Consider the following 25,574-nt stretch of genomic DNA (forward strand, 5'->3'; position numbering starts at 1 on the left):
GATTTGAAATATTATATAAATTCGCTTCTCACTTACTAGTTAAACTAGACATTTCCATAGATTTTTGCGTACAACGTTTCATAGCTGAAATGATAGCTGTTCTTAAACCTTTTTCTTCTAGCGTTACTACAGCTTCTATCGTCGTTCCACTTGGGGAACAAACCATATCCTTCAATTCACCTGGATGTATTCCTGTTTCCAATACCATTTTTGCAGAACCTAATACAGCCTGAGCCGCAAATTTATAAGCTTGTTTTCTCGGCATACCGCCAAGTACAGCAGCATCTGCCATGGCTTCTATAAACATATACACATATGCTGGAGAAGAACCACTAATAGATGTAACAACATCCATTAGTTTTTCATTTATGACCTCCGTCTGGCCGAAAATATTAAATATGTTCAGTACCTCTTTTATATCTTTTTCTGTAACCATTTCATTAAAACATAACGCAGACATTCCTTCTCCAACAAGTGCCGGTGTATTAGGCATTACTCTAACAACCTTTAACTTTCTACCAAATTCATTCTCAGTGCTCTTAATACTTTTTCCTGCAGCAATAGTTACAATGATTACATCATTTTTTATTTGATCTTTTATTTGGTTAATTACCGATGAGTATAAATCTGGTTTGATTGATAAAATTAAAATATCAGCACTGTTAGCGACTTCATTGTTGTTAGTAGTTATAGTTATGCCATATTCATTACTAGCATTTTTTAAATTAATGACGTTTAAATCTGAACAAATTATTTGATCTGGAGAAACTATATTTTTTTTTATCATCCCACCTATCATAGCAATACCCATGTTTCCACATCCGATGAATCCTATTTGTTTATTCATAATAATTTGCTCTTGCTCCTTCTACTCTAAATTTTATTGATTTTGAAATTATTATTCTAAATAAGGGCTATTACAATTACTTGGTTTATCAATAGAATTTCAAAATTCTCCTTCCTATATAGAGCTTACATATACCTCTAATAACTTCTTTGCTTTCGCTGAATTTTGAGGTGGGGGTCTTGCTGCCCGGCAAATAGCGGGATAAAATCATTTCTTTAATCTATAATAAGAAGGACATAAAAAAACAAAAAGTTACTAAAATTTTTGTTTTGATGCAAATATAATTTCAATTAAGGTATCTCACCGTTTTAAACTTGACGCTCCATAATCTTGTATAGTTACATTTATATGATATTTAATCGGTACCTTACTAAATGTTTGATCCCAATTTTTTTTGACTTTCTCCCATGTTCTCGGGTGTTTAATTCTTAATTGGTTGCCAAAACCCGCAATATCGACTTGGTATTCTTTTTGTATTTTTTTTGTAACATGATGTACTAAGTGCTTTACTTCTTTTTCAATAGCTTTTTCTTCCCTTTTTAAAAATTCATTTTCAAAATCTTTTCCTGATTGTATCCAATTTTCAGACAAACGCCCTTCTGATTCAATGTTTACATCAAAGGAAATATTATTTCCGTTAACATGTGGTATGATTTTGCTTTTTATTGACTTTATTTCGTATATAATGAGTTTCTTTGATTCTTTATCAAAAGTTTTTACCACACCACCATTCCTTTTTCCGTTTATCCATACTACTCCTTCCAATTCCTGTTCATTTAAAAAGCCCATCAACTTTTTTGTCTTTCCTTTAATTACAGCAGCTCCTGCAAATTTTGTTTCTCCTTTTATCGAGATTACATTTTGCAAAAGAAAACTGGACCCTGACCGCATCTTTCCTTCCAATTTAGCGAGCGATACAGGAGGTAAAATCCTTGTTGTTCTATTTCTATTATCTGCAATTCCAGACAAACGAAATGCTGGGATTTCTCCTTTTTGTTTGATTCCAGTACCTCCTTCGCTAGACCCTTGCTAATTAAGAGCATACAGCTAAGCCGAACTTCATTGTCACGGAGATACTGTTCAAGTAATTGTTCTAAACTGTATGTACGTACAAGACTATCACTAATAACAATGTTTTTTAAATGTGGGCTGAACATTGTGCTCTCTCTTTTCAATGAAAACTCACGAACAATTTGATGAATGGAATCACCGGTCTCAGAAACATTTATATAACGTTTTTGTTGTCCATTTCCTTTACTTTGTGCTTGCGAACTAACAATTTGATAAGTAGCTGTTATAAGATTTCTTTTAGGATAACCTCCTTCCTCATCCTCTTTCTCAATTGTTGAATCCTTCCCTTTATCTAGTGCTATACCTGCAGTTAAACTCAACTCTTCTACTTCTTTACTGCTCCAACACCCTGTTAAAAATAGAAGCAAAAGCGTCCATAACAAAGCCAAATAGAACCGCATATAATTAAATTTATGTTTCACACTACTCCTCCTTTTAATCGCGTAATAATAAGAAGAAGCAGTGGTAGTAAACCAAATAAAAATAATGCAACATTACCGAGCATATCCCCCAATTTAAGCAAGTCATTTATATTTTTCGAAGTCATAGCAATGATGTAAATGATTGGAATCAAAGCAAAAATAAACGGATGAATACTCTTTTTAAAGAGTTGCGCTAATCCTAATGCAGCTGCATAATAACTAATCGTATAGGTAGCAAATATTTGCATAATCCATATTACAAGCAGTAAAGATTCAAAACGTTCAAATATCAAACCAGAAATTTCAAAACTGCGCATAAGGTCAATTGTCGGCCATGTTCTTGTTACAACCCCATCAACTGATAATGCACCAATGACCATTACAACAGTTATTACATAAAAGATTAACGGAATAGAAATTCCAACTAAAATAGCTTTTACTGCTTTCTTTCGTTGTTCCATAAATACCAAAAGAATTAACATAATTTCAGGACCTGTATATGCGAGAGACGTTGTTTTTATCCCATCTAACACTGGTTTAATTCCCAAACCTAATACGGGACGGAGATTATCTATCTCGAATATTCCGATACTCATAAAGGAAATGATTAAAAAAATAAAAACAGTAATAGGAAATATTATTTCAAACATCCGTGCAATTGAATTAATACCACCCATAATCAAATAGAGACCTATCCACATAAAAGGCATAACAATAGCCCATGTGGGGGTTCCTTCTAGTAAAAAAAAGCTTATTACTTCTGCCATTGAACGAATTTGAAATGCTGAAGTTGTAAGAAAATACCCTATAATAAGAAAACTAAGCAATCTCCCTATCCATTTCCCTACAATATCTTGACTGTATTGGTAAAATGTTTTTTCTGGAAACTGCTGACTTAATTTGACCATAATTACTCCTGAAACCATTGCCAGTATCCCACCTAATATCACACTTAACCATACATCTGGTGTTTTCACTTTTTCCACAGATGCTCTGGGCAAAGTAAGAATTCCTGTCCCAAGTATGTAATTTACAATAATAACAACTGCTTGTGAAGTTGTTATTCGGTCTTTAGGTATAGTAATCACTGAAGGCCACTTCCTTTCGTCATCAGCTACCTTTTGCGGATAGTTTTTTTGGTATGCATTATTTTCGGTCGACGTCTCATTATTTTTAATGGCATGCGAACCATAAAATCTTTCCAATCACTGAATCGATATGGAACAGCAGGGCTGGTATAAGGAACGCCAAAACTTTTCAGTTTCACTAAATGACTGCAAAGTAAAAGAAAGAAGAGAATAACTCCATACAAGCCAAATATCGCAGCACAAAACATAGCTATAAAACGAAGAATGCGTAACGTAATTCCCACACTATATTGCGGAATAGTAAAAGAAGAAATAGCTGTTACCGCAACAACGATAACCATTATTGGACTAACAATTCCTGCTTCTACGGCAGCCTGACCAATTATTAAACCGCCCACAATTCCCATTGCAGGTCCAATCGGTTTAGGCAGACGTAAACCTGCTTCTCGCAAAACTTCGATAGCTACTTCCATAATTAACGCTTCTATTAAAGCGGGAAAAGGAACTCCTTCTCGCGATCCGATAATAGAAATAGCGAGCTTAGTGGGAATTAATCCTGGATGAAATGAAATAAAAGAAATATACAGTGCTGGAGCAAATAATGAAACAAAAGCTGTCATGAAGCGTAATAAGCGGAGAAGCGTACCAGGAAGCCACCCTTCATAATAATCTTCTGGTGATTGCAGCAGCATACTAAATGTAACTGGAGCAATTAAAACAAATGGTGTTCCATCTAACAAAATAGCTACTCGACCTTCCATCAAAGCACTAATAACACGATCAGGTCGTTCTGTATTTTGAATCTGCGGAAAAGGACTGAGATAATTATCTTCAATAAGTTGCTCTATATAACCAGATTCGAGTACACTGTCTATGTCAATTTTCTGAATTCTGTTTTTTATTTCATCCACCAATTCTGTACTAGCAAGATCTTTAATAAATGCGACGACTAACTCTTTCTTTGCACGTTCTCCTACTGGTAGCTTTACTAATGATAAGCTCTCATCCGCACAGTGTCGTCGCAAAAGTGAGGTATTATCACTTAATACTTCAGTAAAACCGACCCGTGGCCCTCTGACTAATGCCTCCGATACTGGTTCTTCAATGTTTCGTTTATTTGCTTTTGTTGTACCAAGAATAAACACATCTGCTAAACCATCAATTAAAAGAGCTGTTGAACCTATCAATACTTTGGGTATTAAATCTTTTATGTAATGGACTTCTGCTACTTCACTAATTGTAAGAACTTTATTTTTAATATATTCTTTTGAAACAGTCCCCTCCACATAAGAAGATTCATTTTTATATTCATCAGAAAAATCATCCATTAGTAATTTCATAATATGTTTGTCAATTATCTCTTTATCTGATAGACCATCAACAAAAACGATCCCAGCCTGAATATCTGTGCGTCCAATATTAAACTTCCGAAATCGAACATCAGAATTATGTCCGATTTGTTGCTTTATAAGTTCTAAGTTAGAGGCAAAATCATTTGTGAAATGAACGTTTGTATTTTGAGATGGTTTATGCTCTTGTTTCGTTTTACTTTGAATATTATTTTTTTTCACTTGTTTGTCTCTTGACTTCCACCAACTCATTCTTCCCACTCTTTCTCTGACATACGAACCCAATGAAAAAATCTTGAGATAGTATACGGAATTAAAAACAAGATAAAAGCTTGTACAAAGACTTTCCAATCTGGAAGATAAGAAGTAATTATGTTCCACATTTTTATCACCCAATTTATATACTCTGCTAGGATTGAGATTTCTAAAAAACGATATGTACTTAATAAAAAATAACGATAAGATTAAAGAGCAGAAAAGCGAGACATTATGCTTATTTAGTACCAATAACCTAATTAGTATAAAAACATTTCTGACCTAAAATACCATTTCCAATTATAATTTGTTAAATATTATCTCCTTTTCCCCTATTTATATGCCCGCATTTGAATTTCAAATAATATAAGGATCAATGATATTTCCTCTTAAAGAAAAAAAGATGCCAGAAGATAGCATCTTTTTTTCAATTCAACTTACTATGTATTTATATTTTATTGTGAAAATACTCGTTTTTTTTAATGAATATTAATGTGTAAAAAATACATATTCTTTTGTTTTAAGTTCATACACTTCTACCGAATCGATACGGAATTTTCTGATTTTAAAGCCAATATGAAATAAAGGAAAATCCTCTCTTAGAAAAACTATATAAAACCAATAACATGAAAACAATTATCAATCTATCAATTGAAAATAATACTTAGCAAGAGTTTATTATCTTAACTCCAGGTGTATTCGTTTTGCTTCAAAATAAAGAACTTGAATAAATTTTTTCGTATCAATACGAGCAGGTAATGTTGGTTCATTATTCAATTCTGTCATCTTTCTCCTTACGGTAGTAAAATCAAAAAATCTAGAAGCATAATTTTCGAACTTCGGGTTTAAAAAATCAGTAAGTCCAAGGGATGCTAAATGGTTTAATGATTGATAAATTGCTCTCCGAATCCGTTGTTTGGAAGCTTCTATGAACCTTTTTAATTCGGCATCTTCAGCTGAATCCCCAAGTTTTTTTTGAGCCAAATTCATAAAAATCTCTTTTAGTGAGGGAAAGCCTTGTTCCAACGTGTTATCTTGTTCATATTTATATAAATAATCTAGCATATCCATTAAATCTTTACTTCCACTTTCACTGGCTATTCCTAATTCAGACAAAAGAAAATGAATGGAATTTTGAAAATGATTGAAAGTATTTAAATGTTTTTCACTACGGTATTTTTCTTGCGTACTTAAATTACTATCCAATTTTAGTACCATATTAAGCGATTCTTGAATGTTTTTTATTGATTTTTCCAAACGAATTCGTTCAATGACTTTCCGAACAACTGTTAATACTTCAATCCGGTTAATTGGCTTAATAATATAGTATTCAACACCAAGCGAATAAGCTTCAGCAATTAATTCTTTTGATTCTACTTGAGAGACCATGATGATTTTCCCTTTAAACGAAGGCTTTATTTGACGAATTGTTTTTATTCCATCTTGATTCGGCATTAACAAATCGATAAATAAAATGTCTATATTTTTAAGGATTACCATTTGTTGCTCTAAAGATAAACCATCCTCAGCTTCTCCTATAACCTCCCCAAGATCTTCATCCTCGATAATTTGAGCCAACATTGAGCGAACCGCTTTTTCATCATCTACTATATAAAAATACATAGAATCACCCTTTCGAAATTATATGATCAATCCCTAATCTAATTATAAAAATTGATCCTTTTCCTTCGGTTCTGTCCTCAAGCGTAACATCACCTTCAAGTTGTTCGACCATTTCTTTAACATACGATAATCCGATACCTGTCGATGGGTTGCCTAAATCATCATATTTAGAAGTAAACCCAGGCTCAAAAATTGAATCTTTATATTTTGAAGAAATACCAGGACCATTATCGCCTATTTGAAATTCAACAAAATGGTGGTCTTTATTAATGTCAATTGTGATGGTTCCCATACCTTGGATAGCTTCTACAGCGTTTGTAACGATATTATTTATAATAGATAAGATTGTGTAAATATGATAATGAGGATGCACACCATCAATTTTATACACAAATTGGATGTCTTTCTCTAGCAACCGTGCATATTTCGTATTTGCCCGTATAATGATATTTACTAGTTCATGCACAGACATATAATCTGTAAAACTTTCATCAGAAATTAATTTTGAAAGTCCCGCAAAAATACGTTGGTTATCCTTTTTAACGTCATGGACCTCACCAGCAATTTGTAATGCCTGTTGCCTTAAATCCTCAAACTGAAAATCCATCTGTTTGTGCTCAAAGGAGTCTAAGGTTTTATATAAATCATAGGATTTTTTTGTTATATTCTCAGCATCTTGTAATGTTTTCTTTAAATGAACAGCATCTTCATATAAATTAGAGATGAGCATGAGCATGTGTTCATTTTGCTTCTTTATATGTCTCTCCCTTGATTGCGCTTCATACAATTTCATCATATTGAAAAAGCTTAGAACTATAAAACTATGGGAACATGCGATAACAATGATCTCATTTATTGCCTCGGATGTGATCGATGTTTTTAATACGAAATATTGAATCATTAATTCCACACAGTCTGACAGTATTTCAATCATGCAACCAATAAAACCAATCATTAGTGGTTGATGATAAAAACGTTTGATTTTTGCTAAATGAAAGAGATACGAATAAGTAAAATAAAAGAAAAAACTAGGATAGTGAGTATGAAAAGCGGCTAGCCAATCCATATTTCCCTTTATAATGACATCCATTGAGATACGAAATACTACCACGACTATCGCTGTTAAAAAACCCGGTAAGAATGCTGGAATTCGTCGAAACAATAACAAAAAAAAGAAAAATGTTGGTGCGCCAAAGCTCATTCTAAATGTTTCATTTAAAGGAAATGACTTTATTTCACCTACTAAGGGTACTGTAAGTATCATTAAAACGAGAATATAGATGTCTTTTTTTACTAAATTACTAAGATTCAAAATAATCACTTCTCACTTTCGCCTAACAGTCAGTATACAAACCTATTTGCATTAATACAATACTTACTCTATTTTTTTCAAAAACTGATAAATAAGATATAAACGAAAGCATTCTAGATTGTGAGTATTCATTACACCCTTCTACTTTAGAAAGATACTTTATAACTCAAAAATGTTCAGACACAATATAAGGTCTGAACACTTTTGGACTCGCTCTAACACCAAAATATCTGTGCTCCTTTTTAAAATATACTTAAATCCCATTCTTTTGCAATATGTTCTAACAACATAATTCCTGGTAAACTATTCCCATATTCATCAATGGCTGGTCCGTAAATACCAATACCACATCCATCTTGAAACGATAAATCCTTCCTAGATTTTGAGGGAACAAGTGTCATAATTCCGCCCGATACCCCACTCTTAGCTGGTAATCCAATGAAAGCAGCAAATTTTCCAGAAGCATTGTACATTCCACAAGTTAGCATTAAAGCTTTTGTTAACCTAGCTACTTCTTTAGGGAGCACTTGTTCTTTGCGAATAGGATGATATCCATCATGTGCTAGTATAAGCCCTATTAAGGCAATATCTTCTGTATTTATTTCAATCGAACATTGTTTTAGGTAAACCTCTAGTGTCTCCTCCACATCTGATTCTAGAAAACCGTTCTCCTTTAAATAGTATGCTAATGCTCTATTACGATGAGCCGTTTCCCATTCTGATTGAAATACTATTTCATTAATAGCGGGACGCTTCTCTATCATTTTTTCAATTAATACGTATAGAGATTCTAATTTTTCTTGCACCGATGTCCCTGGCAAAAGTGAAGCTATCGTAATTGCTCCAGCATTAATCATAGGATTAAAAGGTTTTCCTGGTTTATGTATCTCTAAACGAATAATTGAATTAAAGGCATCTCCAGTTGGCTCTACGTCAACTCGTTCTAATACATAAGAAATACCGCGACTTAAACAAGCGGCTATAAAACCGATTACTTTTGATATACTTTGTAATGTGAAAGGTATCTCCCAATCTCCTGATTTTATCATTGTTCCATCTGGCTTTACTATACAAATACCTAACTGCGATACATTTATTTCCCCCAGAGCAGGAATATAACTGGCGCTTCGTCCCTTAGCTGCATACGTTCGATAATGAGCTACCCATTGATCTAAGCAAACTTTTTCTTGACCCTCAACTTGAACGCTAGAATCCTTTATCATTTAATCATATTCCCCCGTACTATTAACTTTATATAGAATGATTTTTTCTTTACTATAATCAATAATATTTGCACTAGAACCAAGAAAAATATTCAGACATATTGCAGTCTGAATATCCTTCTTATTACACACTTTTCTTTTTTGAAGTTTTCTCATAACTATCCCAACATTCAATATTTTCAAGCCCTTTAATGTTTTCTTTATAAAAAATAGGATCTTTACCAGCTTTTTTCTGGTTTATATAATCTTGTAACGCCGCAAATGCTACTTTTGAAAGTAAGGTAATAGCAATTAAATTAATAATAACCATAAAGCCCATAAATAAGTCCGCTAAATCCCATACAATTTGAATCTTTGCAACAGAACCAAATACAATCATAGCCAACACACTTATTCTGTATATCATTAACCACACTTTACTTGTATGTAAGAAGCGAATATTTGTTTCACCATAATAATAGTTGCCAATTAACGCACCAAATCCAAATAAAAAAACAAAGATAGCAAGACAACCCGATGCCCAAGGACCTATGTGTTCACTTAATGCTGCTTGTGTAAGTGCAATACCATTTAACCCCGGTTGTTTATATGCATCAGACAGCAAAATAATAAAGGCAGTGCTAGTACATATGATCAGTGTATCCGTTAATACACCAAATGCTTGAATCAGTCCTTGTTTCACCGGATGACTTGTTGTTGCTGTTGCGGCAACGTTTGGTGCACTTCCCATACCAGCTTCATTTGAAAATAAACCACGTTTAACTCCATTCATAAGTGCTGCACCAATTGAACCGCCTGCTATTTGTTTAAAACCAAATGCGTTTTGAACAATAAGAGAAAGAACTTCCGGCATTTTTGATATGTTGGTAACTACAACAAATAATGCAACTCCAATGTATAATACCGCTAAAAATACCACCTTGTATTCAGCCATTTTTGCAATACGTTGTACACCACCAAAAATAATCGCAGCGAAAGCAATGGCCATGATTATCCCAACTGTTAGACGATCTGTACCAAATGAGTTTTGAAAAGCAATTGTAACTGTATTTGATTGTACTGAATTGAATACAAGTCCAAAAGTAATTGTGATTAAAATAGAGAATAATACTCCCATCCAACGTTTATTCAATCCTTTTTCCATATAATAGGATGGACCACCGCGGAAACCAGTTTTATCTTTTACTTTATATATCTGTGCTAATGTGCTTTCGACAAAACTAGATGCCGAGCTGATAATAGAAATAATCCACATCCAAAATACAGCTCCAGGACCACCTAATGCAATTGCAATCGCAATTCCTGTAATATTCCCTGTTCCAACGCGGGCTGCCATACCAATACAAAACGCTTGAAAAGGAGAGACTTGATCTTTAGCACCACTTTTTCCCTCCATTAATACACGGACCATCTCTTTTAACATTCGAAACTGTACAAAATTCAATTTAAATGTAAAATAAATTCCGCAAATAACAAGCATAATAATTAACAATTTAGACCATAAAAAATCATTTGTTGATCCGACTAAATCTACAAAAAACCTTTCCATATCATCACTCCATACCAAAATTTATCTATCATAATCTATATAAAATCACCTATATTTCCTGGTATAAATACCTCTTTCATATTCAAATACAACAAGGATAAAAATTTTCTATATGAATCGGATTGGCCTGTTTAAGCAAACATCACAACATGTAACCGTAAAACTGAAATTTTGAAGTACTTAACGATTATACAAACGGATGCTCTACCCCTTTCTGCAAAACTAATATTTTTATCCACTAACATTGTTGTACTACTATGTTTGTTTCGTTTACCGGTGATTTAAATCATAATAATCAATAGTGATTAAGTGGTTTTTTGTTAATCTTCTCAAGAACATGGAAATATCTCCTTTCTCACTACTAATCTCAAAAATAGGCTAGGTAAAAACTTCGCGAAAACTCTATAAAGCGCTTTCACTATTCAACTAAGAAAATCTTGTCTTTAATTTATAATTAAACGTACAGAATGTTACGAAAAAGTACAGATTTTTATAAAAACAAAAAATATTTTAAGTTTTTTTCATCTAAAAAACACTGAGATTTTGTGAATTTTATACAGTATCCAAACGTCGCAGATTTTGTTCTACCTATCCCTTGACAAGCCTCTATTTTCTTCATAAAAACATGCATACTTTTTCTCTTTTAGAAGTTCATATAAAGTATTTGAAATCAAGAATCAATAGGATATTATAAGAATATTAAAAAAACAAAGCATTTAATTTATTTATGGTATCATACAAAAAACATTTGTTTTCTCAATTAATCCCCCTAGTTGGATTCGTCTATATTGCACATATTTACAACATGAAAGACACTAAGAAAAAAAAGGATTTTGTTGAAGGGATGAAACATTACAAAACTCTTATTTAGGACCTTATGACATCCTCTTTTCTAGCAATATCGAGTTATCCCAAAAAACGTATATTTACTAACATAGATTACAGGTGGTGTATTGTGAAAGAAATAGTATTCGTTCAAAATAAAAAAAGACTCCTTATGAAATTCGAATTTTTAAAAAAGGATTTAGTGCTTACCATTTCACTGATACTAGCAATTGTAAGCTGCTTAATACATTCGCCAAAGATCGAATATATTAACTTTGAAGTGTTAATTAGCTTATTTAATCTAATGGTGGCCATTAAGGCCTTGGAACAGCTAAAGATATTAGACAAACTTGCCGTTGCCATTTTAAATAAATGCAATAACAGCAGGTCAATATCTATTATTCTAATTTTGTTATGCTTTATTTGCTCCATGTTTGTAACAAATGATGTCGCTCTCCTCACTTTTGTACCAATAACACTTGTCATTAGTAAAAAAACACAAATGAACATGATGGATACAATCATCCTGCAGACAATTGCGGCAAACATCGGTAGTAGCTTGATGCCTATGGGAAACCCACAAAATTTATACCTATATTCTTACTATGGAATTAAGCTCATCCCATTTTTAGGTTCAATCCTGCTTTTAGCTGTACTTGGAATTAGTTTGTTATTTATATGTACTCAAAAACTTCAAAAAACAGATTTGAAAATAGAACTACCTGTTATTACCGTGAAAAATCGAAAAAAAGCTAACGTCTGGATTTTAATACTTATCACTATCATTGCATCTATTTTTGGTGTCATTAATTATTACATTGCACTAATAGTCACATTGATAGCAGCATTTACGTTAGATAGAAACTTACTATTTAAGATCGATTACTTTCTTCTAATAACCTTTGTCTGTTTTTTTATTTTCATCGGAAACATTTCACATTCGGATGCACTGGAGACATTTGCTCGCGCTAATTTAAGAGGAGATACTTCAGTCTTCTTTAGTTCCATATTTTTGAGTCAATTGATTAGCAATTTTCCTACTTCAATTCTTCTATCAAACTTTACTTCTGATTGGAAAGCTTTATTACTAGGAGTAAATATTGGAGGGCTCGGAACAATCATCGCATCTTTAGCCAGTGTAATCTCCTATAAACTATTCATTCAGGCCAATGTTAAAGAGAGCAAGGCATATTTAATTAAATTTAGCATTTACAACTTTTCATTTTTAATCATACTTACATGTATACAATACTTTATGTTTAAATTTCTAAAAATTTTTTAAAAAATTGATTCCTTTAGAAAAACCCAAATTTCTCAATTTAATGCTGAGATATTTGGGTTTTAATATAGGTATGTTTAAAGAGCTACAACAAAGTTACCATCAATTTAATATTTTGAGATGTTCTCACAGCGAAAATCTTTTAGCTTTTACGTTGTTTATTAGATTTCAGTTCATTTTTGAAATCTTCTTCACAAAATCCTTAATGTCCCTCAATTTTTTCCTGCTAATATTATCTTTAATGGTTGAATCTATTTCAATTTCTAATTTTGCAAATGCTGCTCCTACACAATTATAGATACTTAATCCAAAAGCAAGATGTCTTGCAGTACCACTAAATGCCTTTTTAATATCAATGTCAGGACGATAAACGTTGAATTTATCAGGCCTTTCAAATACGTTAGAGTCACAATTTGTTGCACCAATCATACAGTAGTATCCACATAACTAGTTACATTCTCCTTTTTTCTATTGTTAATAGCTTCGTAATAAAAGCTGTTAAACATCAAAAGTGCGAAGTCTTAAATTAAACTTCGCACCTTATACAAATTTACAATCCGTGACGATACCAATACAAATGCAATACTAGATACATACTAATCACTCATTATATCTGTTGCTCTTTTAATTGGCCAATGTATAAACAAATTCTTTTACTTAGCCATCCTTCATGATTGGCTTGATTGTTTCTAGATACTTAATCCCTCTATACTCATTTCAAGCGGTAATCCATTCCGATGGAAATTACAAATGACAAAATTTATCCGTTTTTCCTACTTGCTAAATTCAGCAAGTAAAATGTTTTTAAAAACTTCCGGGTTATTAATGTTTAAACTGTTCGAATTGATAGCGAGTGTATGTTTACCTCCAAGTGTTCCACCAGCAAAAGTGGAAAACCCTGGAACGCCCCCCCCTGTGTCCCCATACCGAGACACCGTTCGGAAGCTTAATTTCAAGTATTCCAAGACCATATCCGGTTCCCTCTCTATTTGTAGGAACTGTAGTAAGCATTTGTTTTAACTGCTGTTCCTTCAGTAATTTGCCACCTAGTAAGTAAGAGAAGAATTTGTTTAAGTCGTCAGCAGTGGAAATCATATCTCCATCCGAGCTACCTGGGTTAATATAAGTAACGTCTTTTAGCTCACTCGCTCCGTCTAGTTGCAAATAGCCACGGGCATGCTTGGTGCCTGGAATCACGCTTGAATTACCAGGTAGAAATGTATTTGACAAATCAAGCGGTTCAATAATCCGATTTTCAACCTCTTCCGCATAGCTGTTTCCTGTTACTTTTTCAATAAGGATTCCTAGTATTACATATCCTGTATTTGAATAAGACCAACCCTTTCCTGGGGCAAAGTCTGGGGGAAGTGAAATCCCCATCTTTACAAATTCTTCAGCCGTATACGATTTTTTTATATCCGTAATATCAAAGTCTTTTGAATTTATATAGTCAGCAATACCACTTGTATGATTCAATATTTGCCGGATCGTAATCTGGTTACCATCATATCCGTTTCCTTGAATAACACCAGGTAACCATTTTTCAATGGAGTCGTCTAGATTCAAACGGTTCTCTCCAGATAATTGAAGTAGAACTGTTGCAATGAACGTTTTCGTCACACTGCCAATGCGAAAGCGAAAATCTGCTTTCATTGGTTTCTTAGTTTTCAGATCCGCTACCCCAGCTGTATAACTCCAAGTTTTACCCCCCTTAGAAATTTTAGCGAGTATTCCCGGGTATCCAAGTTGCAGTTCATCTCGCATTGCTTTCTTAACGGAAGTACGATCGCTTTGCGTACTTGTTTGTAACGAACTAGATACATTTTGCGTAGGTTCTGCTTTTACAACTGATGTTGGTGTTATGTATAACAGGGAACTTCCACCTATTAAAAGTGCTAGACTTGCACATGTAATTTTACTGCGTGTTTTCATAAAGAATTCCTCTCTTCTATTAAAATTGTATAGATAGTTGATAGAAGTGTCATATACGAACCACACAGCTATCCATTCTCCAAATGATGAAAAGGCAACAATGCATTTGCAATCATTGTACTCATTATTTTCACAAAACACTCTTGTTACTGATTGTTTGTTTTATATGTAGGCCGTAATTGTTCCCCCCTTCACGCCTCCTTATATTTTTATCCTACACAATGAAAATCTCTTTTTTCTTACCTATTCCTTACAAATTCCTTACATTCAAAATTACTTGTACACTAGGGTTGAAGTAGCATCTGTGCCCGAAAGCGCAAAAAACACCGATGCTTTTCGCTTCAGTGTTTTTGCGCTTTACATATTGTAAGATTCGTTTTACTCTTAACAGGTTAAACTGCTGATTTTTTCTAATGCGATTATTCTTCTTGCTATATAAAACAAATTTCATTGTGTTATATGAAACACTATGAAATTTGTCATTAAGGCACATGATTCTAAATTTATTGATGTACTTGAGATGGACTCACTTTTTGAATTTGAACAAGTATATCAAACGCTTTACCTAATGATATATCAACAGTTTTTGGTATATCAGGCCCTTCGGTAGTTATTCCAGCGAAAATTGGATGTTGTTCGTTTAACCAAGTTTTTGTCACGCCGTTCGCCTTACGTAAATCAATAAAAAATTGATCTTTTTTAACTTGTCCAAAGATGTAGTTATAACTGTTTGGATCATCCGATTTTAATGTTCCATAGGGGCCAAATTCACCATTGCTATTCTTCACATTGTATTGTCCTTCATAAACTGACGTTCCAATAGATACGTACCGTTTTCCGTAATATTCTGCTAAATGCTGCCCTGCTACTTTAGGGTATATAAAAGAAAGCATATTTGTTTTCGAAACGTGTCCATTATGTCCCCATACAATGGTTTTTCCTAAATGTTCTTCAGTCCACTTCGCATTTTCATACATTGCAATATCATGTTTCAAATAAAAATCCGCTGGTTTATCAGGAGGTGTCGCTAACATTGTAGTAAACTGTTCAATAATACGAGCATTTTGCTTTATCCATACGAACTCTTTAGATTTCCCATTTAAATGACTTTTATTTTCCTCTAATAAAGCACTAATTTGTTTAGCATCTAAAACATACTTTTCTTTTTCTTCTTTCGTAAGGCTTTCAAAAGTATTCATATCCTTTGTTACAGGAATAAGCCCTTTTATCTTCTCTTCTACTCTAGGCAACAGTTTTGAATTGTTCGCTTTAATATATTCTATTATATTATTATAAACATTTTCGTTTACTGATTGAATGTCCATCCCGATGACACGTACTTTCGGTTTATGTTTTGGATTAGCATTATATTGCCGAATCCAATCAAGTAAATCTAGCATTTCTTTCGTCTTAAATACAGGTGTTAGATGTTGGCTTGGGTTTCCCTTACCAGTAAGAACATATCGATCAAGTTCCAAGGCCCTGTCCCATCCCTCTTCTAAAACTAGATTGGTAAAGCCCTTTTCAGATACTAAATACTTAACAATGCGGTGTTTCATCGTAAAAACTTCATGAGCCCCATGCGTAGCTTCACCTAAACCTACAATTGAAGCTGAACCTACCATATCCTTAAGTGGTTTCAAATCATTAAGAGATGCAGTTGGATTAGTTGTTTTTAAAGGCTTTGCATGTGCTTCTAACCATTTCGCTATTTGATTTGTATTATAGGGAGCTGTAACAGAAACCTCTGTTTTCGAATCTGCATAAGTATTTCCTACAAAATGAGTCATTGTTATAGCAGAAACAACAATTGCAATAATTATTTTCTTTTTCATAAAAAACCTCCTGAAATATTTACTTATAGCTTTTTGACATACTCTGCCAACTTCCGTTTAAAACATTCATTTTCTTATTACTGTTAAGATACATTTATTCTAGTTCCTAAAACTCACTTATTTCTTAATAGGTTCTTAAGAAATTCTTAATTCACTTATACGAATATAAAACTAAATAAGCTTCAATTCATTGTATTGTAAATTCCTCATTGCATAACATTATAATGTACAGATATTCGTTATAAATGATGTTATCTAAAGTATTCAATTTCAGTATGTATTATTAACGTAGTTAATATATGGTTAATATGAAGTTCCAAATTTTGATTGTTTGTAGTCTCTTTATCATAGAGTTAATTTAGGGGTTATTTTTTGTTCACTTCATTTTTTTCGGCACTCTGCATCTAGACGGTATACCCATTGGCCACAGTTAGACTATTTCAAATCAAAAAAATAGATTACCTGCACACTAAAGAGTATAGCGCACAGGTAATCTAGTTGTTTTTGAGATTAATAAAAAACTAATTTATCTTTTGAATTCTTCCATCAATAATAGACTGAATTGGTTCTTTTGATTTTTTTATATAATCTACTAATGCTTCAAAATCAGTTGGTCCTGTTTCAGCATCTTTACCGTTTTTAAAGGATACAAATCCATCTCCACCTGAAGCTAGAAATGCGTTCGCAACGACGCTGTAAGTTTTAGAAGGAATAATTTCTTCTCCATTTGTTAAGCGAATACTTGTTACTTTTTCTCCATTAGGCTTGTTCGCATCCCAAGTGTATTGGATACCTGAAATTTGAAGCATTCTTGTTATGTCTTTTTGCCATTGTTGATTTAAAATATCACGAATGTCTTGACCTGTTAAATTTACTTTTATTAATTGATTTCCGAATGGTTGAATACCATATATCTCTCCCCATGTAATATCACCAGCATCTAAGTCATTACGAATACCACCAGGATTCATAAGTGCAATTTGGGATTGCATTGTTGTACGCTGAGCATCAGCAACTAAATTTCCAAGAGTAGATTCACCAGCCATATTTTGTTTGCGATCTAGTGGAGCGATAGACTTACCTACAACTTCATTAACAAGAGGTGCGATTTTTGCTTGATATTTCTCCATCTTCTTCTTTATTTTTTTATCAGGCTCTATGCCTTCATGATAAGTTGTAACAATTTCTGCTTTTTTCTCAACAATATCTTGTGTCTTACGATCAATCTTTACATCAACATCAGCAAAAGCCATACCATAAGAATTTGCTTGTACGACAAGTTTATTATTAACAGTTCCATTTACATAGGTGTGGCTATGGCCACCAAAAATAACATCGACTTCTGGATCAGTCTCATTTGCTAATCGGACGATATCACCATTTGTTACGCCGTTCCCATCTGTTATACCTCCGTTATGTGCAAGAACAACGATAGATTTAACGCCTAGTTTTTTTAATTGCTTTACGGATTTGTTAATAGCTTCAACTTCATCTGTAATTTCTACATTCTTTAGCATAGTAGGCATAACAAGGTTAGGAACATCCGTTGTTACGACTCCGATAAAGCCAACAGGAACTCCTTGTACCTTTTTTATAGTGAATGGTGGTAAAAATAAACGACCGGTGGATTTATTATAGAAATTTGCAGCAACATATGGGAATTTTGCTCCTTTAAAATTTCCTGTTTTCTCATGGTATCCACCATAAATAAGGCGGTTCATTTCTTCAACACCTTCATCAAATTCATGATTTCCTATCGTTCCAACATCGAATTTCAAATCATTTAGAAATTCAATTGTAGGTTCGTCTTGTAATAATGCTGAAACAGGAGTACTTGCTCCAACAACATCTCCAGCATGTACCTTTAATGTATTTGGATTTTGTTTTTCACGATCACGTAAATAAGCCCCTAAGTACTCAATTCCCCCTGCATCTTTATTGTTAATTTTTTTTACAGTGTCTAGTTGCCCATGAAAATCGTTAATACCGAGCATTTGTACATCTATGTAGCGATTTTGTTCTGTACTTGCTTGGATTGAAGGCGCAGCAAATACACTAGTAAAAGTAACTGTACTTAATGCTAAAGCAACTGGAATAATTTTTTTCAACATAAAATTTCTCTCCCCTAATTAAAATCTGACATAATACGATGTTATTTTAATATATTAAGAGAATTATTTCCATGAAAATTCTACCAATTATAAAAATTAATAAGATTTTATTGTTTTCTGACAAGATATTTCTTCCTCAAAAAATGTACATTTCTTTGTTTTGAGGAAGAAATATTATCTTGATAGTAATATAGCAATACATCTAAAAGACCTAAAAAAACTCTAAACAATAAATTTTTGCTGTTAAGAAGAATATTCAATTCGAAACTAATGAAGATTTATCAACCTAACATATCAATACCACCATTTAAAAAGATGCTCCTGGATTTATCCAAGAGCATCTTTTATAAAGCTTTATTTTTTACTTATTTATAATTTATCAACTAACAATTATATAGTTGTAATCAGTCCTTTAAAAATAATAGGAGTGCTTCATTAAATTCTTTAGCATGCGTTGCATTTAGCCCATGTGGACCACCCTTTATTAAGGCTACTTTAGAATTAGGAATTGCTTCATGTGTTAATTTCCCACTATATTCATATGGTACAGTTGCATCAGAATCACCGTGAATAATAAGAGTAGGTATATTAAACTTCTCCAAGTCTTTTCTAAAATCTGTCTTACTAAAGGCGGTAATACAATCAAGTGTTCCTTTAGGTGATGCACTGGCTGCAATATCCCAATTATATAAACGGAATGGCTCACTAACTAAATCTGTTCGATTACCAGCCGCGAAAAATCCCTTAGTAAATTCATCAAGAAATGCAAGGCGGTCATTTATCACACCACTTTTGAATGCTTCAATTGTTGCATCATCTAAGGCCCCTTCAGGATGATCCTCTGATTTGTATAAATACGGAGGAACTGCCCCAGCAAAAACAGCCTTTTCAATACGATCTGTTCCATACGTACTAATATACCGGGCTACTTCGCCTCCACCCATAGAAAAACCAACAAGTGTGACATTTTGAAGCTCTAAATGTTCTAATAGTTGATGTAAATCAGAAGTAAAGGTATCATATTCATACCCTTCCCACGGCTGAGATGATTGTCCAAATCCTCGACGATCATATGTTATAACTCTGTATCCAGCCTCAACAAGAGCGGGAACTTGGTATTCCCAAGATCGACCACTTAACGGCCAACCATGAATGAGTACAACTGGTTTTCCTGTGCCATGATCCTCATAATATATCTCAATTGGTTCTTGCTTTTCGGTTCCTACAGTAATTTTAGCCATGCTTCTACCTCCCGAAAATATTCCAATATGTATCCTTTTCTTCAATAATCTGGATGAACGTCATAACCTATTCATGCACGTTTATGTTGTGAATTCTAAGTATGAAACTCTATTGTTCCAATGCATTCATTTTCTCCTTTTGGAACAATCCCCCCTCTAATACCTTTTGCATCATAAAATAATTACTGAACATTACTCCTATTCAATTGTAATAACAAAAATAGGTGACTATCAATATCGTTCTATCTATAGGATGTATAGGTAAAACCAATCTATTTTATAGTGAAAACAACTATAGTTACGACCTATACGAATTATAGATAATTTAGAATTGATTAACGAATCAGTTTTCAAATACTATAAATTTGTATAGCACTTCATGTTCTGTGAATGCTGCTATAACCAATATTATTGGTCAGCTTAGTTATAAACGAAGAAACTTATGATAGTATCCGACTATTTAAACTTTCTTCGATTACTTAATTTTTAGGAGGAATACATAATGACTGATCTCTATTCTCGTATTAACAAAGATGATGCTGTTGTGCTTTTAGTAGATCATCAAACTGGTCTTATGTCCGGACTAGTACGTGACTATGGTGTTGATGAATTCAAGAACAATGTTTTAGCTCTTGCTCATACTGCTAAGTTTTTTAATTTACCAGTTATTTTAACAACAAGTTTTGAAAACGGGCCTAATGGACCTTTAATGCAAGAATTGGTTGATCTCTTTCCTCATGCACCAAAAATAGCTCGACCTGGACAAATTAACGCATGGGATAATGATGATTTTGTAAAAGCAATCGAAGAAACTGGAAAAAAACAACTTATCATCGCAGGCGTAGTTACGGACGTTTGTGTTGCTTTCCCGGCACTTTCCGCTATAAAAGCTGGATATGAAGTATTTGCTGTTACTGATGCTTCAGGAACTTTCAGTAAACAAGTTGCAGATGCTGCCAATACACGTATGGCACATAGTGGCGTGCAACTTATGAACTGGTTTAGCGTAGCTTGCGAATTACAACGCGATTGGCGCAACGATGTCGAAGGTTTTGGCAATTTGCTTGCTAGCAATCTTCCAGGCTATCAAAATATAATTGGAAGCTATAGAGGAGCTCAGCGAGATCTTAGTAAACAAAATGCATAAATGTATCTCAAGGAAATAGCTTTAAATCACCTTTTTTAAAGTAGATAGTATAAATTTAGTGCTGATTAAATCAGCACTAAATTTAAATTAAAAAGTATAGTAGAGCTTCAATTGACAGAAGATACATTACTTTCAATAAACAATTGAAAAAGGAGCGTTTTATTATGAGTAATTTAGAATTGTTAAATCCGGAGAACAGTGCCTTAATTTTAATTGATTTTCAACCTCAAATGACTTTTGGAGTTGCAAGTATTGATAGACAAACATTGATTAATAACGTTATGCTACTTGCTAAATCAGCAAAAACTTTTAACGTACCTACTATTCTTACTACAGTTGAAACACGCAGCTTTTCTGGTTATTTTTGGCCACAAATTCTTGATATATTCCCAAACCATGAAATTATAGAACGTAGTTCAATGAACTCTTGGGAAGATCCGAAATTTGTTGAGGCAGTAAAAGCAACCGGTAGAAAGAAATTAATATTTGCAGCACTTTGGACTGAAGTTTGCCTTGCATTCCCTGTGCTTGAAGCAATTAAAGCTGGCTATGAGGTATATGCAGTTGATGATGCTTCAGGTGGTACTAGTTTGACAGCACATAACGCTGCTATGCGTCGTGTAGAACAAGCTGGTGCAATTCCAGTGACAGCAATTCAAGTTTTACTTGAATACCAACGTGACTGGGCACACAAAGACACTTATGATGCTGTAATGGAGATTGTAAAGGAACACACTGGTGCTTATGGTCAAGGTGTAGAATACGCATATACTATGGTGCATGGCGCGCTTCCAAGCAGGAAAATATGAAACAAGAAGGAGTAGCTGTCGAAGAGACTTATACAGGGAACACGATGGATGCTGGCAATCCAGTAACAACCATTGTTACATGGGAAATTCAAGAAGGTAGAGAAAAACAGTTTGAAACATGGAGACATGAAATTGAGGCTGCGGCTACTAAATTCCCAGGACATTTAGGTGTAAATCTAATAGTCCCAAGTAACGAATCCAGAGAGTATACTGTTATTTTTCGCTTTGATACGTATGAGCATCTACGTACTTGGCAAGAATCAGATGTTCGCCGGGATTTGTTAAAAACGGCGGAGCAATTTCAAGCCACTAATCCAACTTACAAAACTGAAAGCAGTTTGGCTTATTGGTTTGTTACTCCGAAAACGCCAGTTCCACCGCCAAAATGGAAAATGTCTATCGTTACCCTTCTGGGTGTATGGCCTCTTAGCATGTTAGTTCCTAAAGTGATAGGACCTATTATAAAACATATGAATCCTATTATGTCAGCTTTTTTTGTTTCTGTATGTATAGTGTCCTTGCTATCATGGGTAGTCATGCCGATTTTCGGTAAATTATTTCATCCATGGTTACAAAATAATAGAAAGTAGACGAGGTGTGAACATGAATTTACCGGATATGATCTTATATAACGGAAAAATTACTACCCTTGACCCTTCTCAGCCTGAGGTATCTGCTATCGCCATAACTGATGGTTTAGTCACTGCAGTAGGTGGAGATGAGCTTCTTAATAGTGCCACGGAAAAAACAAAAAAAATAGACCTTAAAAGAAAGAGAGCTATTCCAGGCCTGAATGACTCCCATATACACGTGATTCGTGGTGGTCTGAATTTCAATTTAAAGAGAGACGGATGCCAACATTAGAAGAGATTAATGCTGTTTCTGAAGACACGCCTGTCTTTGTGCTACATCTTTACGATAGAGCACTTGTAAATCGTGCAGGGCTACGTGCACTGGGATACACGAAAGATACTCCAGACCCTCCAGGCTGTTTAATTCAGCGGGATAAAAGAGGTAATCCAACGGGCCTTTTAATCGCTAACCCTAACGCTTCTATTCTTTATTCAAGTTTGGGTAAAGCTCCAGTACTTAATCTTGACGACCAGATTAACTCAACTCGCCATTTTATGCGTGAATTAAATAGATTAGGTATTACAAGTGCCATCGACGCAGGTGGTGGTTTCCAAAATTACCCTGATGACTACAAAGTTGTTGAACATTTAGCCGAGAAGGAACAATTAACTTTGCGTATTGCTTATAATCTATTTACGCAAAATCCTAATCATGAATATGAAGACTTTGCTTCATGGGCAAAAATTGTTTCTCCCGGTCAAGGAAATGATAAGTATAAAATGAATGGTGCCGGAGAAATGTTAGTATTCTCGGCAGCCGATTTTGAAAAATTTCAAATGCCACGGCCCGAACTAGCTACAGTAATGGAAGCCGACTTAAAGAAAGTAATTTCTCTATTGGTGGAAAACCGTTGGCCATTCCGTTTACATGCAACTTATGACGAGTCAATCACACGTTTCTTAAATGTATTTGAGGAAGTTAACAGAGAAATTCCTTTTAATGGGCTACGCTGGTGGTTTGATCATGCAGAAACAATCTCAGATCGTAGTATGGAACGTGTTAAGGCTTTAAATGGCGGTATTGCCATCCAAGACCGCATGGCTTTTCAAGGTGAATACTTTGTTGACTTATACGGAAAGGAAGCTGCAAAGCATACTCCTCCGATTTATCGTATGTTAGACCTTGGTATACCTGTTGGCGCCGGTAGTGATGCAACCAGGGTTTCCAGCTATAACCCTTGGGTTGCTCTTTACTGGATGGTTGCTGGAAAAACCATTGGTGGGCTTTCCATATACGATGAAAAAAATAAACTTGATAGAAAAGTAGCCCTGGAATTATATTCAAAAGGAAGTGCGTGGTTCTCTGGTGATAAAGGTAAAAAAGGAACCCTGGCAGTAGGTCAGTTTGCTGATATTGCTGTATTGTCTGCTGACTACTTTACTGTGCCGGAAGAAGAAATCAAAGACCTTGAATCATTGCTCACCATTATGGGTGGGCAGGTTGTTTATGGAAATAATGAATTTAAAAACTTATCACCTGAATTGCCGCCAGCATCACCTGATTGGTCACCGACGGACGTTTATGGTTATGGTGGTGCTAACCTAGCCAACACTATACTTTCTCACGATTCCCATGATAACAAGTTACATAGTTGTAGTAACCCTCTCCATCAACACACTCATACCGTAATAGGAAAAGATGGAACTAAATGGGGTATTGGTTGTACTTGCTTTGCTTTCTAAATCAAAACCACCGGTATAATGCCGGTGGTTTTCTTTCTACAATACGGATATATAAATTCAAAATAGCAGTGTATATCCCTACATGGAATCTGTTACTATGCGATAAGACCGAAGAATTGATTGATTAACTTAACTTGTTTTTGATAGCCTTCTCTCCTTGCAAAGTCTGTCCTTTTTTCTTTAATTAAAAGTCAATGGTATCCCCCTTTTTGATCGACTACACCACACATATAAATCCACTGTCCTTCGACTTTAATATAGATTTTAATTTTTTCAATTGTTACACTAGGATCATTATTATTTCTATTACACTGATACTTTTTGAGAATCATTTAACTTCTGCATAAAGATGCGTGCTGCAAAACTTAAAAATTTATCATCAAAGTGTATAAGATTAATATCTTGACTTGGTGTTGGATCAGTAATACGAACTATGCTCAAAGTATCATTATTAACAAAGTTAACCAGTGAAAGAGGTATTATGGCAACACCATGTCCATTGTATACAAGGCTCAATAGAGAAATAGAAGATTTTGTTTCTATATTTGCTTCAGATAAAGATAACCCTAAACTCTCACAATATATCTTAATAGATTCACGACAACTACATGAAACCATTACTCTACTGAGCCCTACTAATTCTCGAAAAGAAACAAATGATTTTTCATTCAAAGGATGATTTTTGGGAATTACAAGGACGAGCTCTTCACTATACAAAAGGGTGTTTGTTAATGTGTCTGGAATTTGAGCACTACGTGTAATCCCGAAATCAATATTTTTGTCAACGATTTGATTTACAGCAACTTCAGATTCTATAATCTTTACTACGATGTTGGGATAATGTTGTTGAAACTTCATAATATAAGGTGTTAAATAAGTGAGATCCTCTAATAAACCTCCTATAGTAATTACACCTCTTTTTACACCCTTTAATTCAAAAATTTCATTATAAACGTCATCAAATTGTTGCATGATAAATTTTCCTTTATCAAATAGCAGCTTACCCGCTTCTGTCATTTTGATACCTCTTCCAACTCGATGAAACAAGGGTGTATCAAGTTCACCTTCTAAAACTCGTATTTGTTGACTTAAAGTCGGCTGTGAAATACCTAAAACTTCCGCAGCTTTAGTGAAACTATTATTATTACAAACTTGAATAAAATACTCTAAATGACGTAATTCCATTCTTGATACCCACTCTCCGCTTTATGAAAGATTTATAATTTAAAGGACGATATGTATACGTTAACATAACAACTTTATTTCATACTATACCAATTGAAATTACATGTTTTATTCATTTTGTATTATAATAAATTTACTACCATTTATTAATTTTTC

General features: G+C 33.9%; 16 protein-coding genes and 3 pseudogenes. 5 read left to right on the forward strand and 14 right to left on the reverse strand.

Translation table 11 applies throughout. From position 1 onward, the window contains the following. Nucleotides 1-28: 28 nt before the first annotated feature. The 8 genes and pseudogenes from proC to MHH55_RS09705 form a co-directional block, all read right to left on the reverse strand. The gene (gene proC, locus MHH55_RS09670) at nt 29-847 is read right to left on the reverse strand and encodes a pyrroline-5-carboxylate reductase (protein WP_078187596.1); all 819 of its coding nucleotides are present in this window, start codon (nt 845-847) and stop codon (nt 29-31) included. Nucleotides 848-1,147: 300 nt separating this feature from the next. Continuing rightward, nucleotides 1,148-2,340: pseudogene (locus MHH55_RS09675) on the reverse strand (Ger(x)C family spore germination protein). After that, nucleotides 2,337-3,428 carry a spore germination protein gene (locus tag MHH55_RS09680; RefSeq protein ID WP_000628609.1) on the reverse strand — a complete coding sequence of 364 codons (1,092 nt, stop codon included), beginning with the start codon at nt 3,426-3,428 and terminating at the stop codon, nt 2,337-2,339. The pseudogene MHH55_RS09675 and the gene MHH55_RS09680 overlap by 4 nt, the downstream one beginning before the upstream one ends. Nucleotides 3,429-3,454: 26 nt before the next feature. Next, on the reverse strand, nt 3,455-5,029 hold the full coding sequence (locus MHH55_RS09685; protein ID WP_139362519.1) for a spore germination protein: 1,575 nt from the start codon (nt 5,027-5,029) through the stop codon (nt 3,455-3,457). Nucleotides 5,030-5,710: 681 nt separating this feature from the next. Next, a complete protein-coding gene (locus MHH55_RS09690) occupies nt 5,711-6,655 on the reverse strand; it encodes a response regulator (RefSeq protein ID WP_000274085.1) in 945 nt (314 codons plus the stop codon). A 4-nt stretch (nt 6,656-6,659) separates the two neighbouring features. After that, nucleotides 6,660-7,976 carry a sensor histidine kinase gene (locus MHH55_RS09695; protein WP_000584790.1) on the reverse strand — a complete coding sequence of 439 codons (1,317 nt, stop codon included), beginning with the start codon at nt 7,974-7,976 and terminating at the stop codon, nt 6,660-6,662. 233 nt (nt 7,977-8,209) lie between these two features. Beyond that, nucleotides 8,210-9,190 (reverse strand): glutaminase GlsA, encoded by a 981-nt coding sequence (gene glsA, locus MHH55_RS09700; protein WP_000588656.1) that lies wholly within the window; start codon nt 9,188-9,190, stop codon nt 8,210-8,212. Nucleotides 9,191-9,314: 124 nt separating this feature from the next. Further along, nucleotides 9,315-10,739: an alanine/glycine:cation symporter family protein gene (locus MHH55_RS09705; protein WP_000439275.1), complete on the reverse strand. Its 1,425-nt coding sequence runs from the start codon at nt 10,737-10,739 to the stop codon at nt 9,315-9,317. Between the two features lie 955 nt (nt 10,740-11,694). Here MHH55_RS09705 and MHH55_RS09710 point away from each other — a divergent pair. After that, nucleotides 11,695-12,846, forward strand: coding sequence for an anion transporter (locus MHH55_RS09710; protein ID WP_000659279.1), 1,152 nt, complete (start codon nt 11,695-11,697; stop codon nt 12,844-12,846). A gap of 165 nt (nt 12,847-13,011) precedes the next feature. Here MHH55_RS09710 and MHH55_RS09715 read toward each other — a convergent pair whose 3' ends face one another. The 5 genes and pseudogenes from MHH55_RS09715 to MHH55_RS09735 all read right to left on the reverse strand — a co-directional run bounded on the left by MHH55_RS09715 (nt 13,012) and on the right by MHH55_RS09735 (nt 19,962). Next, the gene (locus MHH55_RS09715; protein WP_002164511.1) at nt 13,012-13,272 is read right to left on the reverse strand and encodes a cytochrome P450; all 261 of its coding nucleotides are present in this window, start codon (nt 13,270-13,272) and stop codon (nt 13,012-13,014) included. Nucleotides 13,273-13,616: 344 nt separating this feature from the next. Further along, a pseudogene (locus MHH55_RS09720) lies at nt 13,617-14,775 on the reverse strand (serine hydrolase domain-containing protein). Between the two features lie 503 nt (nt 14,776-15,278). Beyond that, nucleotides 15,279-16,610, reverse strand: coding sequence for an erythromycin esterase family protein (locus MHH55_RS09725; protein ID WP_017657506.1), 1,332 nt, complete (start codon nt 16,608-16,610; stop codon nt 15,279-15,281). Nucleotides 16,611-17,131: 521 nt separating this feature from the next. After that, complete coding sequence (locus MHH55_RS09730; RefSeq protein WP_000913780.1) at nt 17,132-18,721, reverse strand: bifunctional metallophosphatase/5'-nucleotidase; 1,590 nt, start codon at nt 18,719-18,721, stop codon at nt 17,132-17,134. A 404-nt stretch (nt 18,722-19,125) separates the two neighbouring features. Continuing rightward, on the reverse strand, nt 19,126-19,962 hold the full coding sequence (locus MHH55_RS09735) for a bromoperoxidase (RefSeq protein WP_001074300.1): 837 nt from the start codon (nt 19,960-19,962) through the stop codon (nt 19,126-19,128). Between the two features lie 502 nt (nt 19,963-20,464). On the opposite strand from MHH55_RS09735, the gene ycaC reads away from it, so the two are divergent. From ycaC to MHH55_RS09755, 4 genes and pseudogenes are all read left to right on the forward strand, one after another. Continuing rightward, a complete protein-coding gene (gene ycaC / locus MHH55_RS09740) occupies nt 20,465-21,109 on the forward strand; it encodes an isochorismate family cysteine hydrolase YcaC (RefSeq protein WP_000131227.1) in 645 nt (214 codons plus the stop codon). A gap of 164 nt (nt 21,110-21,273) precedes the next feature. Then, nucleotides 21,274-21,918 carry a hydrolase gene (locus MHH55_RS09745; RefSeq protein WP_000067162.1) on the forward strand — a complete coding sequence of 215 codons (645 nt, stop codon included), beginning with the start codon at nt 21,274-21,276 and terminating at the stop codon, nt 21,916-21,918. After that, entirely contained in the window at nt 21,915-22,508 is a 594-nt protein-coding gene (locus tag MHH55_RS09750) for an antibiotic biosynthesis monooxygenase (RefSeq protein WP_000806860.1), read from the forward strand. The genes MHH55_RS09745 and MHH55_RS09750 overlap by 4 nt, the downstream gene beginning before the upstream one ends. A 13-nt stretch (nt 22,509-22,521) precedes the next feature. Beyond that, nucleotides 22,522-24,233, forward strand: a pseudogene (locus MHH55_RS09755) (amidohydrolase). 306 nt (nt 24,234-24,539) lie between these two features. Here the strand turns inward: MHH55_RS09755 and MHH55_RS09760 are convergent. Further along, on the reverse strand, nt 24,540-25,418 hold the full coding sequence (locus MHH55_RS09760) for a LysR family transcriptional regulator (protein ID WP_000423188.1): 879 nt from the start codon (nt 25,416-25,418) through the stop codon (nt 24,540-24,542). Nucleotides 25,419-25,574 lie beyond the last annotated feature (156 nt).

Source organism: Bacillus sp. FSL K6-2944 (assembly GCF_038005385.1).
In the GTDB taxonomy this organism is placed as follows: Bacteria; Bacillota; Bacilli; order Bacillales; family Bacillaceae_G; genus Bacillus_A; species Bacillus_A cereus.